This window comes from Mesorhizobium sp. WSM4906 (assembly GCF_029674625.1).
Taxonomy (GTDB): domain Bacteria; phylum Pseudomonadota; class Alphaproteobacteria; order Rhizobiales; family Rhizobiaceae; genus Mesorhizobium.
Genome location: NZ_CP121355.1, coordinates 6,138,063 through 6,153,837, shown reverse-complemented (window position 1 = coordinate 6,153,837; position 15,775 = coordinate 6,138,063). Strand labels below are relative to the sequence as shown.

Annotated in this window: 13 protein-coding genes; 3 read left to right on the top strand and 10 right to left on the bottom strand. The window is 63.5% G+C overall.

Features of this window, described 5'->3' with window-relative positions; all coding sequences use genetic code 11:
* Positions 1–78: 78 nt before the first annotated feature.
* Positions 79–1,164 (bottom strand): type VI secretion system-associated FHA domain protein TagH, encoded by a 1,086-nt coding sequence (tagH, locus tag QAZ22_RS29865; protein ID WP_278204497.1) that lies wholly within the window; start codon positions 1,162–1,164, stop codon positions 79–81.
* A gap of 309 nt (positions 1,165–1,473) precedes the next feature.
* On the opposite strand from tagH, the gene tssI reads away from it, so the two are divergent.
* The 3 genes from tssI to QAZ22_RS29850 are packed head-to-tail and all read left to right on the top strand — an operon-like array spanning position 1,474 to position 4,571.
* Positions 1,474–3,798, top strand: coding sequence for a type VI secretion system tip protein TssI/VgrG (gene tssI, locus QAZ22_RS29860; protein ID WP_278204496.1), 2,325 nt, complete (start codon positions 1,474–1,476; stop codon positions 3,796–3,798).
* A gap of 9 nt (positions 3,799–3,807) precedes the next feature.
* Positions 3,808–4,233, top strand: a complete 426-nt coding sequence (locus QAZ22_RS29855) for a DUF6484 domain-containing protein (protein ID WP_278204495.1) — start codon at positions 3,808–3,810, stop codon at positions 4,231–4,233.
* Positions 4,230–4,571 (top strand): hypothetical protein, encoded by a 342-nt coding sequence (locus QAZ22_RS29850; protein ID WP_278207983.1) that lies wholly within the window; start codon positions 4,230–4,232, stop codon positions 4,569–4,571. Before QAZ22_RS29855 ends, QAZ22_RS29850 begins: the two co-directional genes overlap by 4 nt.
* Before the next feature lie 27 nt (positions 4,572–4,598).
* On the opposite strand, the gene QAZ22_RS29845 is transcribed toward QAZ22_RS29850, so the two are convergent.
* From QAZ22_RS29845 to tssJ, 9 genes are read right to left on the bottom strand one after another with little or no spacing between them, the layout of a single operon-like run.
* On the bottom strand, positions 4,599–5,444 hold the full coding sequence (locus QAZ22_RS29845) for a hypothetical protein (RefSeq protein WP_278204494.1): 846 nt from the start codon (positions 5,442–5,444) through the stop codon (positions 4,599–4,601).
* Between the two features lie 15 nt (positions 5,445–5,459).
* Entirely contained in the window at positions 5,460–6,428 is a 969-nt protein-coding gene (locus QAZ22_RS29840) for a DUF4150 domain-containing protein (protein ID WP_278204493.1), read from the bottom strand.
* Complete coding sequence (locus tag QAZ22_RS29835) at positions 6,428–7,450, bottom strand: 3-oxoacyl-ACP synthase (protein WP_278204492.1); 1,023 nt, start codon at positions 7,448–7,450, stop codon at positions 6,428–6,430. Before QAZ22_RS29835 ends, QAZ22_RS29840 begins: the two co-directional genes overlap by 1 nt.
* Positions 7,447–8,550, bottom strand: a complete 1,104-nt coding sequence (locus QAZ22_RS29830) for a DUF2169 domain-containing protein (protein ID WP_278204491.1) — start codon at positions 8,548–8,550, stop codon at positions 7,447–7,449. Before QAZ22_RS29830 ends, QAZ22_RS29835 begins: the two co-directional genes overlap by 4 nt.
* The gene (gene tagF, locus QAZ22_RS29825; protein WP_278204490.1) at positions 8,550–9,092 is read right to left on the bottom strand and encodes a type VI secretion system-associated protein TagF; all 543 of its coding nucleotides are present in this window, start codon (positions 9,090–9,092) and stop codon (positions 8,550–8,552) included. The genes QAZ22_RS29830 and tagF overlap by 1 nt, the downstream gene beginning before the upstream one ends.
* Positions 9,074–12,616 carry a type VI secretion system membrane subunit TssM gene (gene tssM / locus QAZ22_RS29820; protein WP_278204489.1) on the bottom strand — a complete coding sequence of 1,181 codons (3,543 nt, stop codon included), beginning with the start codon at positions 12,614–12,616 and terminating at the stop codon, positions 9,074–9,076. Before tssM ends, tagF begins: the two co-directional genes overlap by 19 nt.
* A complete protein-coding gene (gene tssL / locus QAZ22_RS29815; protein WP_278204488.1) occupies positions 12,616–13,944 on the bottom strand; it encodes a type VI secretion system protein TssL, long form in 1,329 nt (442 codons plus the stop codon). The genes tssM and tssL overlap by 1 nt, the downstream gene beginning before the upstream one ends.
* Before the next feature lie 4 nt (positions 13,945–13,948).
* Positions 13,949–15,283 (bottom strand): type VI secretion system baseplate subunit TssK, encoded by a 1,335-nt coding sequence (gene tssK / locus QAZ22_RS29810; RefSeq protein WP_278204487.1) that lies wholly within the window; start codon positions 15,281–15,283, stop codon positions 13,949–13,951.
* A 37-nt stretch (positions 15,284–15,320) separates the two neighbouring features.
* Positions 15,321–15,773 (bottom strand): type VI secretion system lipoprotein TssJ, encoded by a 453-nt coding sequence (gene tssJ / locus QAZ22_RS29805; RefSeq protein WP_278073510.1) that lies wholly within the window; start codon positions 15,771–15,773, stop codon positions 15,321–15,323.
* Positions 15,774–15,775: the final 2 nt, after the last annotated feature.

Genomic DNA, 15,775 nt, shown 5'->3' with positions numbered 1-15,775 from the left:
TGGCCGATTGAAATCGGAGAGCAGGATGCGCAAAGCAGCGGTTTCTTCTGTGAGACCGCTCACATAACACCGGGTTCGTTACTTCTGCTTGCCAGCCTTGGCGTAGGCTTCGCTGAAATAGGCGAGGAAGACGTCGAGCATGCCGTTTTCATGCTTCTCCTCCATGGTCCGCCAGGTGGCGACGAGGGCGTCCCATGCCTGGCTCTTCTTGGATGAAAAGGAGGCCGGCGGCAGTTTCCTGGCGATCGCCTCCGGCGACAGGTCGTCGAGCAGCCTGGAAAGCGCGGACTGCATGGCGGCATAGGTGGCGAATTCGTGCGTTTTGAGGTCCCGGAAGGCGTCCTCGACACTGTGCGCGGCGTCCAGATAGCCGGCCCTGCGTTTCGCGAACATGATCTCCAGTATGTCGTCCGTGCCGGGAACGAATTTCAGCGGGTTGTTGTCCTCGGCGCCGATCATCGTGCGATGCGTGCTCTTGGCCAGCACCTTGGCCGCCGCGCGCGCCTTGAGCAGCAGGGACAATTGCTCGACCGTGGTTCTGAGCACGGTGCCGATCTCGGCGGCCACTTCATGCGGATCGCGCGACTGAAGCAGATCAGGCGAAATGCCGGCCGCCTTCGCGATATCCCGCAACAGCGCATCGGCTGCCGCGGGCCGGCCAGCCGGGGCCGCCGGGGTCGGCGGCGGCTGCAGCGCCGAGGACGTCGATGCCGGCAATCCTTGTCCGGGCCGCTGCTCCTTCGGACTGAAGAACGGCTCGTTGCCCAATTCCAGCGGCCTGCCTGTCGATGGCGGCAGCTCACGTTGCGTCGACCCGCTCCGGCTTTGCGGATGGCCGGTGGCGATACGCTCTTCGTCGATCGAAACCGAAATGACATAGCGGCCGATCAGCAACCGGTCGCCGTGGGCCAGCCGGTGCGGCCCAGCCATGCGCTGGCTGGAGCCATTGATGAAGGTGCCGTTGCGCGAGATGTCGTAGAGCCAGAAGGCGCCCGCCTGGTAGCGGACCTCGCAATGCCGGCCCGAGATGAATTTGTGCGGATCGGCGAGCGTCCAGTCGCAGTTCTCGCGGCCGATCTCGAAGCTGCGGTCGCGGACGGCGTAGCTTGCCGCCGTGCCCGGAGGCAGCCTGTCGACATTGCTGATCTGGAGCGAGATGAACATCCGGAAGCGTCGCCGAACTTGGTAAATAAATACTTGCTTCACGTAATTCCGGACGGAGAACCGCTACGTGCTTTTTCCCGGAATTGCTCCGGCATTCTAGCAGCTTGCGGGAACGACGGGAGAGGAGCGTTTCACATCGGCGCATCGCCGCCGTTTAGGCACCGCTGTTGTTTGGCCGGCACCAAACATGTGCTAGGTTTGGATCGGTCCGGTGCGGTGAATGCGAAAACTTCCCGAACGTGATGCAGTTTACAGAGCGGGGGCTTCGAACCATCACACTGGCGGCCGCGTCCAGGAGGGGCACGACCCATGCCGAACGAACGTGCCACCGTTGTGCAGACGCCGGTTGGCGCCGACCTGACCTTCACCCATCTCATCGGCCGCGATGAGATCAGCCGTTGTTTCGCCTATACCGTCGGCTTCGTCTCGAAGAGCCATGATGTCGATCCGCTGAAGATGCTCGGCGGCGTCGTTTCGGTCGAAGGCGAATCCGATCCGAAACGCTGGTTCAGCGGGCTGGTGTCGGAATTCAAGCTCACCCGCATCGAGGACCGGCTGGCCTTTTATGAGGCGGTGGTCAGGCCGTGGCTCTGGTTCCTCGGCAACACCACCGATTGCCGCATCTTCCAGAACATGACCGCGGTCGAGATCATCGAAAAAATCTTCACGAAATACGGTATCGCGAAATTCGAGAAGCGGCTGCAGGGATCTTACCCCCAGCGCGAATATTGCGTGCAGTATGACGAGAGCGATCTGGATTTCGTGCAGCGGCTGATGGAGCACGAGGGCATCTTCTATTTCTTCGAGCATGACGAGGGCAAGCATACGCTGGTGCTCTGCGATGCGATGAGCAAGCTGAAGGCAGCACCTGGCTACGAGAAGGTGCTCTATAATTTCGAGGGGCAGGGCTCGCGGCGCGACGTCGAATACATCACCGAATGGATTCCCGGCAGCGCGGTGCGGCCGGGCGCCTATGCCCACACCGACTACGATTTCGAGAAGCCCGGCGCGGACTTGATGGCGAAGTCCGCCCAGCCGTTCAGCCATAAGGAGGCGGCAGGCGAAAACTACCGCCAGCCTGGAGCGCATCTCGATGTCGGGCGCGGCGATACGATTGCGGGGATTCGCCGCGAGGAACTTCAGGCGGTGCACCAGCGCAGCACGGCGGTGGGCACCGTGCGCGGCCTCTTTTCCGGCTGCAAGTTCAAGCTGGAGAGTTTTCCGCGCGACGACCAGAACCAGGACTATCTGGTGATCAGCGCCGAATACCGGCTGTTCGACCCGGGCTACCGGACCCAGAACGAGGCCCATAGCGAGAATTTCAGGGTCGTGCTGGGCGTGGCACCCACCAAATTGCCCTATCGGCCGCCGCGCATCACGCCGCGGCCGATCATGCGCGGCCCGCAGACGGCGACGGTGGTCGGCCCTTCCGGCGAGGAGATCTTCACCGACAAATATGCCCGCGTGAAGGTGCAGTTCCACTGGGATCGTCTCGGCAAGAAGGATCAGAACTCGTCCTGCTTCGTACGCGTGTCGCAGACCTGGGCCGGCAGCGGCTGGGGCTTCATCCAGATTCCGCGCATCGGCCAGGAGGTGATCGTCGATTTCATCGAGGGCGACCCCGACCTGCCGATCATCACCGGCCGCGTCTACAACGCCGCCGAGATGCCCCCTTACGCGCTGCCGGGTAACGCGACGCAGTCGGGCTGGAAGTCGAACTCATCCAAGGGCGGCGGCGGTTACAACGAGCTGATGTTCGAGGACAAGGCCGGCTCCGAGCTGGTCAACTTCCAGGCGCAGAAGGACCACCACCTGCTGATCAAGCACGACCGCAACAAGACGGTCCAGCACGACCAGTCCGACCGCATCGACCACGACGCCAAGCATTCGGTCGGCCACAACCTCGACGAGGACGTCGGCAACAACAAGACGGTCAAGATCGGCGTCGACCAGACGACGAACATCGGGTCGAACGACACCGAGACGGTGGGCGCGAACCGCTCGCTGACGGTTATGGCGAACGAGACGATACACGTCGTCTCGAACTCGACGGAAAACATCGACGCCAACCATTCGCAAACGGTGGGGTTGGTGCAGACGGTGACGGTGGGGGCTGCGCGTGTCGATACGGTCGGGGCGGCCGAAGCGAGGACTGTGGGCGCTTCGCAGACGAATACCATCGGCGCGTCGCGGTCGGTGACCGTGGGAACTGCGCAAAGTCACAGCATCGGGGCGGATGACAACTGGACAGTGGGGGCGAACCAAAGTGTCCAGACTGGTGCCGATCAGAGTTTCAAGATCGGTGGCGGGCACACTTCGGAGATCGGAAAGGGACGTAGTGCAAAGATAGCCGACGACGATGTCACACAAGTCGGCGGGTCTCGCGCGCTCAAGGTCGCCAAGGGGAGCCTTGTCGAGGTGGGGGAGGATGGCGCAATCAAGATCGGCAAGGATCTGATGATAGAAGCGGGTGACTCTATCGTTATCAAATGCGGCTCGGCGGCGATCGCCATGAAAAAGGATGGCACAATTTCGATTGAGGGCAAGGACATCACTGTCAAGGGCTCGGGCAAGATCAACGTCAAGGCCTCCAGCGACATCACGATGAAAGGCTCGGAGATAAAGCAGAACTGAGGATGTGCGATGACAACTACGAAGAAGCGGATCGAAGGGGTGGTGATCGGCATATTTCTGGGCTTCGGCGAGGAAGGCCCGCTTGTTGTCTTTCCGGGAAATCCTAGAGACGCGGCGACCCCAGCGCGCAGCCTTGCAGACCTCGCTTCCGACATGATCGGTGCCGAAGTGGCCTTGCTCTTTCAGGACGGGGATCCAAGCCGACCGCTAATCGTCGGGCGCGTCATCGAGCCAGCGCGACGGACTCCGCAGCCGCAGATCGTTCGCGATGGAGAGCGGGTGCGAATCGTTGGTGAGCAGCGGATCGAACTTCGCTGCGGCAAGGCGACAATTATCATGGAGAAAGACGGACGGATCACGATCCGGGGTACATATTTGACGAGCCACGCAAGTGCGGCCAATCGCATCCGCGGCGGCTCCGTCAATCTAAACTGATGTCCGCGCCAATCCTCCGTGAGATCGTCCGCCAGCACGCGGAAATGGCTGCGTTTCTCTGGACGGTGTATGACTACAACTTGCTCAATCCAGGCGCGAATCCTGACATGGACGAGGAACGCCTCGCGCGACTTGTGGAGCGTCTGGAGGCCCATCTCGATGGTCTGAAGATTGCGGGGGCCGCCGGACGGGCGATTGCCGAAGAACTCTACGCAGAGTTCCCTGAAGCCGGAGAACTTTTCGTAATCCGGATGCTGTCGGTGAAAGATCCGCCTAGGATAGCCGACTTGGACCTGGAAAGGGTGCGTGCCTACTTGCGTGCCGGCGCAGAATTTTGACTCGCGATTGAGCCGATCCGCTGCTGTTCAACTGTAGCGGGCTCCAAACCATCCCTGACCATCGAAGCGCGCCGCGATTACGTCCCCGGCGCTCGCTAGGTAGTTTGCATTGGAAACCAGCCTGTAGGAGGTGATAGTGCTCTTGATGTTGGCAACTGCGGCCCCATCGAAGTGGAATACTCCTTCGCCCCCTCCCGCCAAATATATTTCCCTCCGATAATCGGCCAGCGAGTGGAAATCGTGGCCCGGTTGAGACACATCGTTCCAATTGGCATCGGCTCCTCGGAAAAGCACTCCTCCTGCTCCGCAGACGAGAGCGTCATTGGCGGCAAGAGTCAGAAGCCCAAGCAGCCGCTGGTTGGTCGGCAATTGGATTTGTGTCCAGATACCGTCAAAGTGCCAAAGCAAGCCATTCGCTCCACACGCGTAGAGATTACGCGAGGACACACCACGAACACAGAAAATCACATCACCCAATGGAGGGCTGAAACTGGACCATGCGGCACCGTTCCATCGGTAGACAACGCCCTCATCGCCCGCGGCGTAAACGTCGCTGTCCGATAGGCCCCAGATACATGTCAGCGCCTGCGGGGACGCTGGCGACGGGGTCCAACCGACGCCGTCATATATCCGTACGCTGCCGTCGGCGTCAGTGACGTACAGCAAGCCGGTTTGCGAACGCCAAATCGAGGTCAGCCAGACCTGGACGTCGAGCAACTCCGTTTGGACATTTGGAGTCTGGCGATCGGCGACGTCGGAAGCCTTGTACACATACGAGTTGAATCCTTCCCCGTCGCTATAGACAGCGATGCTGTACATCACGCCGTCGTCGTCGATCGCCACACCATCGCAGCTCACCGAATAGTCACCCATGGATTCTGTCCTTCCTCAAACCGGACCACTAGTTACAGTGGCCTGCTGCTTGAATGCACCAGTTGCCGGCGCCCGACACTGGGTGCTGTCCTTCGCGGCTGCGTCGTCGCCATCCATCATATCTTTGAAAAAGGCGTCGCATATCATACGCAAACAAGTCACAGCTGGGTGTTCCTTGCCGTCAGGCCCGTCGTTCATATGAGGCGCCTTGGCCTTCTTCATGGCGTTCAAATTGCCCTCGCGAACTTCCTTGTAAGTCGGGTTCTTGCCCGTCGCTCGCTGGTTCCTCGACCATTCGTTCTGCGCTGCGGTTTTCTCGCCATGTTCGGTACCCCGGGTGGTCTTGTCATCGAGACACACACAGGGTGCATCACCTATCTTGTAGTCCGACACCGTGCTGATTGCCTGGCCGCCGCGCGAGTTTTGGAAACACGCGTTCTGCAGAATATGATCGGATTGCTGGGTTGAGCTGCACTCCTTGTCTGCATGTTTGTAGGCATGAACCTTCATGCCTAGGTTTGCGAGGATGGTAGCGCAATCCACCCCTCCAACCGTCAACTGCCCTACTTTCGGCCATGGCGGAGCATTACCGGTCGGCGAAGCATGGTTGTTGGTCGAGACGTCGGTCATACGGCTGACCGGTTCGCCATCCGCCTTCACGTCGTTCGACCATGCAACCGCGTACTCTTTGCCTGTATTGACCGAAGTGATCACTCCTTTCTTGGCCGCACATCCAGCTTCCGTTCCACTCGTCTTGGTGTAGTAGGACTTGTTCTTCTGGGTGACGGTCTGACCACCGATCTTGACAGTTCCCGTGCCGTTGTCGGTGTCGGAATCGAGACCGAAGGAGGGATAAGGTATAGGTACTCCCGGCGGTGTCGCTGGGTTCTCTGGAGGCGTGAAGCAGACGTCCGGGAAGGCGGCAATGACCTTGTTGGACTGCGCTTTACAGGCGATCTCTAGACCGTTGGCGTACACGGTCATCAGGCATCCCTCACTGCAAGCACGGCCGCGCCGCAGGCACCGGCGTCGTTGGAAGCCTCGACAAGCACGGGGTTTCCGGCGGCGTAGCCCTTCTGTGCAGCCGTCCATGCCATCCCGATCATTAGTGGGCCCACTGCCGCGCCGACGTTGCCAAGAGATTCTCCGGGCGACCAGATGTCTTGAAAATCGTGGCGGCCACGCAACAATCGCAAGCTGGCCAGCGCGCTTTGCTTGAACCAGTACTGCTCGCCAATCAGGTCCGCAATGCGATAACCGAGCCTGTTCATCTCAATGCCGGTTTCGCCGAATGCCGCACTATATGCGGCAGTCATCCCATCACCGCGAAGAGGCAAGTCTTCGGCATTGTAGATCGACGCCGCTTCCCGTGACAGGCCAAGGCCGAAAAGCCGAAATCCGCCTCGCTTTGATTGAGTGCACAATACGGCCGCGGCCGCCTCGCCAGGAACAAAACCGTTGGGATTGTCCGGTGTCAGCAGCCGGCGTTGGTTGAGATAATGCGCGATCGCGGGCAGCGTCAGGTAGCTGTCGACGCCGGCGATCATCACATAAGGCACTTCACCGGCACCGATAAGTTTGCGGGCATACTCGAGCGCTACATGCGCCGAGGGTCGACCGTGAGCGACAATGCGAGACCTTGTGTGGGGCTCCACCTCGACGATCTCCGCAATTAGGCGGAGCAAGACTGAGTTGTCCTGCACCGGCCGACCCGGCCGATCCTGCTCGGCCAGGCACAGGATCAACGCGGTCTTTCCTCGAGCTTGGGGGACGCTCGCGAAAGCCTCGCAGATCGCGCCCGCGGCAAGATGGGCCATTCTTTTCTCGCCGATCCAATTGCGGGGAAGGGGGACGGGAGCGCCGACTAGCCAGCCTCCCCCCGATCCGACGAACCGGGTTTCTTGGAAGCCGTCCAGTCGAGCGCGCATCGCGGCGCAGGCCGATGGAGCGTCGAGACCGACGGCGGTCACCATCCCAATCGAGGCAATGTCGATGGCCGTGCTCATGCGTCTTGTGCCTCTTCCTCAGGCGCAGTCCCATTGGCGCGGACATATGCCCTTCCGGTCGCCCGTGCGCGCAGCATTGATGCAGTTGGCGGACCGACCCAACATTCGTTGAAGTCAAGTATCGTTTTGCGAATGCGTCGCGATATCCGCCAGACCAGTGAAAAGCGGCGACTTTCAGTGTCGAAGAGAATTGTATCGGCGTAAACGTTGTCATCGAATACTTTTTCGCCACCCTTAAACAACGCCACCGGCAGCGCCGTCGACGGCAGCCTGAAGCTCACACGCCCTTCCGGCGTCAAATTCACCAGCACCACCTCCTCGCCGCCTTTTGGCTGGTCGATCTGCTGATCCTCAGGCGCCATCTGGAAATAGCGCTCGTCGAAATCCTCAGGCAGGAAGGGGAAGACATTGTCGATCCAGTTCTGGTCATATGTTCCGCCGTATTCGATGCGACCAGGCCAGCCGCGGCCCATCGGTCCGAAGCTCATCGGCTTATAGTCGCCGAAGGGCGAGCGGATTTCCTCGCCGACCGCCTGCGTGTTCGGCAGCCGCAGGCCGGGAATGAGACGCTGGTTCTTCGTTCGCGACCAGCCAGTGCCGACCGGGTTAAATTTGTAGCTGGCGGGAAGCTGATCCTCGGGGTCCAGACGGTCGACGCCGCCCCAGGCGACGTCATATGAGATCGGCAGTTTCAGGAAGGGTTGCGGCGCGGTCGCGGTAAACACCGGCCCGATGGCGCGCCATTCGCGATGACCGACGACCTCGAACAGCTTCGACCAGTTGCCGACCTTGATGCCGACGGGCACACGCTCCGCCGGTCGGCCTCCCGGCGCATAGGCGCAGCCATTAGCCACCACATCACAGCGCGGCTTGCGGAAGGCGAAGTCGGTTTCCCACAGTGTCGCCGAGTAGCCAGGAACTCCGGTATGCGTGTCGGCCATGACCAACGGGACCTGCTCGGCTGATTTCTGCACCAGCCCGCCGGGCTTCGTAGGGAAATCGAAAGTGCCTTTCACCACCACGACGAGCCACTCGTGGCCGGCCTTGTCCATGCCCATGGTGAACTGGTGCGGATAGCCCATCTGGTTCCAGATCTGCATCAGTTGGTCTCCCAACTAGCCGCGAAGATCTGCTCCAGCGCCGGCTGCGGCGCCTGCGGATCGACGTCGAAGATATCCGTGCGCGCGGTCCACATGACGAGATCGTCGATGACATCGCCCTGGCCATCGGCAAGCGGAACCGGCAGGGCTGTCAGGGCGGCATCCAGTTCGTCGGGCGCCAACTCGCCCCGTTGCGCTGCGAAAGCGGCTTTCTCCATGCCTTCGAACCAGACATCGGCATGAGCAAGCTTCAGCGGCGCTTCGGCAAGCCGGGCGACGACGCTGAGCGGAAACCGCCTGCCGACCCTGTCGGCGCTCTGCAGCACGATACCCGCGGCGGCGCCGAAGGAAGCAGGACCGCTGAGGAAGCGCAAGGCGATGTCCGCCGGCCAGTTTTCAAGCCCATATAGCGGGACGATGTGCTGCGCCAGCCAGCGGTCCCAGACGCGCACGAAATCGCCTGCCAGCCGCCGCGTCACGAAATCGCCGGTGGCGGGCATCTTGCCGTAGAAGCCGGGCATGTTCAGATCTGCGGCGGACATGTGAACTTCTTGAACATCTCGAGCGTGTAGGGATTCTCGACGCTGGCCGCCTTGAGCTCGAAATCGGCATACATGCCTTTCGTGCCCAGCCGCAGGCTGTAGACGTCGGCGAGCTTGGTGCCGGCGAACTTGCCGCCGCGCAGCATCCTCAGCCATGCCCAGCTGCCGGTTTCGTTGAGCATCACCTCGGGCGAGCCGTCGACCGGCTGGAAGGCGAGCGAGATCACACCGGTTCCGTCCTTGCCGGGCCATGTCATCGGCTGCGGCCTCGTCGCGTTGTTGTAGTAGACGAGGTTCTGGCCATCGAGGTTGAGCGTCACCCGCGCCACGTTGGGCGACAGGTCCTTTGGTTCCAGCGTGAAGTTCATCACCGGGCCGCTGCCGCCCGGGAAAAGGTCGTCGCGGATGTGCCTTGCCTGCTCGAAAGCCGGCAGCGCCGTAGGATCGAGGCCGAAATCGGCGCGCCATTTCCACGGCTCGCTGGCCGTGTCGACATAGTTGATCAGATGGTCGTTGATGAAGGCGTCGATCAACCCGGCGGGACCGAACAGACGCTGGAAGTCGCGCACATTGACGTCCACCGCGCTGTCGGGGCTGAAGGGATAGCGGTTGTTGAGCGCCGCCTGGCAGAAGGGCAGGATGTCGGCGCGCCAGATGGCGTTGAGCTCGTTGGTGACGGCCTTCTGCGACAGCCCGCTGGTGTCGCCGGCAATTCCGCCCAGCCAATCGTTGATCGGCGAGGGCAGGATCTGCGCCTGCCTGGCCACAGCTCCCGTCAGTTCCGCGAGGCCGCCCTGCTTCTTGATGGCGTCCTGCGGGTTGGGGTTGGCGGTCACCGTCTGCAGCACGTTGGAAAGCGCCGTCAGCGCCACCACCGCGGCATCGAGCGCCGGCGGCTGGCCGTCGACTTCGGCGATGGTGCCCTTGAGCGGCTTGAAATGCGCGGCCACCAGGCTGCCGGTCATGTCGACCTGATCGGCCGAGCCCGCGCGGGGCAGCAATTTCGCTCCCGTTTTCACCACCTTGCCCAATTTGCCGAGCTTGCTGAGCAGCTTCGAGCCGGTCTTTGCGGCGCCGCCACTCTTGTCATCGGCCGGCGCGTCGTCGGAACGGGTGAGATCGACTTCCTGCACGACCGCGGTAAGCAGCCGCTTCAGCGCGGAATCGGCGCTCGAAAGATCCTTGAGGTTTTCGCTGGCGACATTGAGGTCGGTCAGTGGCGCCAGCCGCATGTCGCGCAGGAAACTGTCCCACTGGGCGATGTAGTCGTCGTAATAGAGCTTCAGAATGTCCTCGGACAGCGCCGATACCGAGGTCTCGGAATTTTCCGAGCAACCGCCGGCGAACACCGCCCGGTCGAGCGCCGCCTGCGCCGCCACATCCTCGACCCGGTCGAGGATCGCATCGTGGAAACCGGCATAGGTATAGGCGCCGGGAACGCCGACGCGCAGCGTTTTATCGGAGCGGCGCGCGAACACCTTCGCGCCGTTAGGCCCGGCGAAATTGGCTGGCAGCCATTCCTTGACGGCGGCCACTTCCGGGTCGGCGAGCAGCTGCTTGTAGGCGCGCTCCGGCAGCGAGATCGTGCAGACCGTCTTCAGCGCCTCTGCGACCAGCTCTTTGTCGGGGGCGATGTAGTTGTCGTCGACCGCCATGCGGCGGATCGCGGCAAGCTGGTGTTCCTCGGCGTCCGCGGTGGGGAAGGGCGAAGCGGGCGCGAATTCCGGCAGGCTGTTCACCCACCAGTTCTGCGCGAAGTCGGCGTCCATCTGCGACAGGCCCGTCATCATGCGATAGGTCTTCAGCGCGCCGAGCATGAAGTCCGGATCGCGGATCTGCCGCCACATCGTCGCCTCGAGCAGGGCGACCATGTGCGGCTCGAGCACGTTGCGCAGCGCGTGGTCATAGGTGTCGGTCTGCGCGCGCACGAGCTCCGCCGAGGCGGTAGGCCCGAGCAGATTGTGAACCGCGTCCGGCGGCGTGGTGCGGGCCGTCGCCACCGCGTCGATCGCGGCCAGCGCTCCATCCATCGTCGGCTGCTCCACCGATGCCGGTGCGGCTGAAACGTCGGTCAGCGGCGCCTGCAGCGCCTCGAACTGGCCGGCCTGCTCGGTGATGGCGTTGCGGTTGTCGAGATAGGACCAGGTGAACAGTCCGCAGGCAAGCAGGGCGGCAAGCGCGCAGGCCGTGGCCGCGCCGCGCCAGATCCAGGCGCGGCGGCGCTGCGCCAGGGGATCGAACGTACCCAAGCCGGCTTCCTTGAAGACGACTTCGGTCAGAAGATTCCTGAGGAAGAAGCTGCGCTTCTCGACGCGCGGCGCCAGCATCGCGCGGCGCGGCGGCAACCCGAAAGAGGAGGACAGCGCCGCCGTCAGCCGGTCGATCGGCGCGCCTTCCTGCGTCGCCGACGTCAGATAGAGGCCGCGCAGCCAGGCGGCTTCCTCGTAGCGGCTTTCGCCGAACATCGCTTCTATCAGCACCTGGATCGGCTCGGAGAGGCTGGCGAGCTGGGCCGGGAAGCGGAAGATTTCGGCGCGCGCGCCAAGCTTGTCCTCGTCCTCGAGCTTCGGCACCAGCCGCCGCTCGAGCTCAGCCGCAAGCGTGGCGATTTCCTTTTCGATGGTCTTGGCGTCGATGCGCGCATCGAGCGGGAAGGTCGTTCCCCACACCTGTTCGCGGGCGGCGGTCGACAAGCCGCCGAAGAAGGCTTCGAACCCTTTGATCAGGTCGGCCTTGGTCAGCATCAGGTAGACCGGCAGGCGGATTTCGAGCCGGTCGTTCAGCTCAGCCAGCCGGCGGCGGATCTTGCGGCCATGCGCCTTGATGGCTTCGTCGCCTTCCGAGAGCACGTCGATCGACAGCGCGACGATGACGCCGTTGAGCGCGCGGCGGCCCCGATGCTTCTTCAGAAGATCGAGGAAGCCCAGCCATTCCGTCGCGTCGACATCCGGCTGGCTCTCCTGCTGGACGTAGCGGCCGGCGGTGTCGATCAGCACCGCGTTCTCCGAGAAGAACCAGTCGCAGTTGCGCGTGCCGCCGACGCCCTGCAGGTCATCGGTGAGGTCGATCGGGAAATTCAGGCCGGACTGCCGCAGCGCCGTCGTCTTGCCGGTGGCCGGCGGTCCGACGATCACGTACCACGGCATCTCGCGCAGGAATTTCCTGCCGCCGAGCTTGCGCCGCTTGAGCTCCGCCATCACCTCGCCGAACTTGGCGCCGACCGCCGCAACGCTCTCTTCGCCCGGCGTAAGCTGCTTTTCCTGCACCGGCGCCGCAATCTCGGCGACGAACATGCGGTTGGCGCGGATCGCGCGCCGCTGGGCGATGATCAGCCAGATCAGCCACAGGATGATCAGCCCGGCGATGATGGCGATGCGCACATTGTCGGATTCGAACGGCGCGTAAGGGCCGACCTGGACGATCGGGCCGAACACCCAGATCAGCAGCGAAAGCAGCGCTATGCCGATCAGCGTCCAAAGGAAGCGTGAGGTCAGGACGGCCCAGAGGAAGCGCAGGATGAACATCACAGCCTCTTCTCGACCAGGACCTCGACACGGCGGTTGAGCGCGCGGCCCTCACGCGTGGCGTTGTCGGCCACCGGATCGGTATCGGCACGGCCTTCGGAATGGATGCGCTCCTGCGGCACGCCGGCCTGCACCAGAAGGCTGGTTATGGTCTCGGCGCGCGCTTCCGACAGCCGCTGGTTGGACGAAAGCGGATTGGATTTTTGCAGACGCACGTTGTCGGTGTGGCCGACGACGGTGATGTTCCCGATCAGCTCCTGGTTGGCGAGGATCACCTTGGCGATCGACTCCACGAGCGGTTCGTAGCCTTCTGTGAGCGTTGGCCGCGACGACTGGAACAACTCGGGGTTGGAAGACTGGATGACCAGCTTGGCCAGCGACACGCTCTCGGTGCCGCTCAGCGCCCCCTTGAGGCTATCCGGCGCCTCGGCCTTGAATTCCGGCAGCAGCGCGAAATCGACCGGCTGCGGCGGTTCCGGTTCGGGAGCATCCGGTTTGGGCGGGGCGCGGGTAACGTCGCCACGCGAGGGCGGCGGCAGCGTGCGGACCAGTGCGGAGAGCTCGACCGCCTGGCTGCTCAGCCCCATCGACAGACCGATATAGGCGGCGGCGGCGATGACCACGGCCGCAAGCGCCATCACCCAGATCGGCACGATGAAGCGCTGCGGCTCGTCGGACGCCGTCACGCCCTTCCAGTTCGGCGACAGCGGCGCGTCTTCGGCGTCGGCATTGCGCAGGAAGCGCGCCGCCGCCACGCGAACGGCGTTGAGCGAGCGGTCGCCGGCGCGGCCTGGCACGCGATACTTGCCGCGGAAGCCGAGCGCCAGGCAGTAATATTGCAGCTCGAGCATTTCGCGGTCGCGGTTCGGGTGTCGCTCCAGCTCGTCGAGACGCGAGAAGAACTGCGTGCCGGCATCGACGTCGCCGCGCAGCATGACCACGAGCGGCTGGCGCGGCCAGGCGCTGGCGCCGCCCCAGGGCGTGTTGAGCGCGAGGTCGTCGAGCAGCGCCGCCACCGCCCAGGCGGCCTGGTCGGCCCGCTCGAGCGAAGAGCCAGCCGCCATCGCGGTGTCGCGCGCCCGGACCAGCTCGTCGAGCAGGCGCGTGCGCATCACTTCCGGATTCTCGGGCGCGAGCGCGCTTTCGAGCTCCGGCGCGAATTCGAGCAGCGGTGCGAATGTGTTGATCAGCGCGTTGGGATGGGCGCGCGCCCGTTTTACCGGTGCGCCCGGCGTCAGCGGCGCCATCGGCCGGGGCGCGGCCCCCGTCAGCCGGATGCGCGTGCGTTCGCGATCCTCCGACAGTCCGAAGGGATCATCCCGGCTCATGGCCTCACCTGTTCACCGAATAGCAGTCGACCTGCGGCTCGCTCGGCAGCACACCGGAAACGCCGATGACGAAACCGGGAGCGTCGAGCAGCGAGGCCCAATGCTCGCTCTTCTGGTCCAGCTCCAGGCACAGCCGGTCGCCGTCATAGGGGATCTCGCGCGGCTGCGAGTGCAGCGGCTTCAGCGGAATGCCTGGCAGGCGCGACTTCCACAGGCCTTCGAACTGGTCGGCCGACCCGACGGTCGCCTGGTTGACGAAGATCTTGCGCAGCGCGTCTTCCGACAGTTCGGAGCCGACCCGGATGACGATGCGGCTGGCGACCAGAAGCTTCGGATTGTCGATGCGGACCTTCCACACATTGGTCGCATGCCGCATGACCGGCAGCGCGCGCGATTTCGGCTCGATGTAGCGCAGGCTGAGGATCAGCGAGCGCAAGGCGTCGGCAAGCGCCATGTAGGCCGGTCCAGGCGCCATATGGTCGTAGGCCGGCAGCTCGCCAAGCCTTCGCGAGCTGGAGCCGTAAGTCGCCATCTCGCCGGCCAGACCGGCAAGCTCGAGATAGAGCTCGGCCGGGTGAAAGACGTCCTGCGCCAGCATGTGCGCGAGCCGCGGCCGCGCGGCATTGGCAAGGTGGAGCATCAAAAGGTCCTCCACGCTGCGACCCGGCCCGCCCATCACCATCTTGCCATGCGCCTCGGCGATCTGGTCGAGGCCGGTGACCACCTCCTGCAGCAATTGCCGGTACCAGGCGACCGCGCCGGTAATCAGTGTCGGCGGCAGGAAGCTCTCGTCGAGCGAGACGCCGCCGTCGGCGCGAACGCCCTTGATATCGGCGACCGGCAGCGCGGTGTAGCCGCCGACCGATTTGCCCGGTGCAAGCAACACTGCCTGCGGCCGGGCGATCTCGATCTCTTCCGCGTCCGCACCGCCTTGCACGGCATCGCGCACCGAGACGATCTTGCCGTGATAGCGCGCGCCGGTCGACGCGGCGTGCGCCGGATCGAAACCGACGCCGCCGGGCGGTTCGAGCGGCAGCGCGATCAGCACCGGGCCTGCACCCGTGTCGGCCGTGACCGGCAATGGCTTGGGCGCGTCCATCAGCTCCGGAATGGAGAAGGGCGTGCCGTCCGGAAAAATGCCCCTGGCCGAGACGATCGAAACCTGGCCGGCGTCGAGCAGCGACTGGTCGAGCGTCAGCTGCTGGAAGCCGAACGTATGGAGCTGGCCGGCCTGCAAGGCGCCGCGCACCATCCCCTCGAAGAACCGGTCCTGCTGCTGGAAGTGCTGGGTCCTCAAGAAGAGCCCCTCGGACCATAGCACTCTGTTTGTGTCGTTCATGCTGCTGCTCTCTGCACTGCTACCTGTTGTCTCGCCGTCAGGCGGAAATGCCGCCCTTGCCGAGGCTGACGTTGATGGTGAATTTCGACCCTGGCGACACCGACTTGGTCGTGCGCCAGTTCCTGCCGCCAGGTTCGCGGATCAGCGCGACGAAGCCGAGCGCCGTCGCGTTCGGCTCGACCGTGATGGTCTTGGCGGCGGTCTTGCCCGGCGCGACGGAGATCGTGTCGGATCCGATGAGGTCGGCGCCGAGCGCCGAGCCCGCATCGCCTTGCAGCGCGAAATAGTCGGCCGAATTGAACTTGCCGGTGCTGGCAAGCCGCATCACCAGCACGGTCACCGGCCGATCGCCGCCGCCCGGTCCCGGATTCATGCCTGCGCCACCGCTCACATTGACCGAGATAACCGATGGTTTCGGCGGGCCGCTCTGGCAAGCCGCAAGCAGCCCCGTCGCGCCGAGGGCAACGATGAATTCGCGTCGATCGATCATGT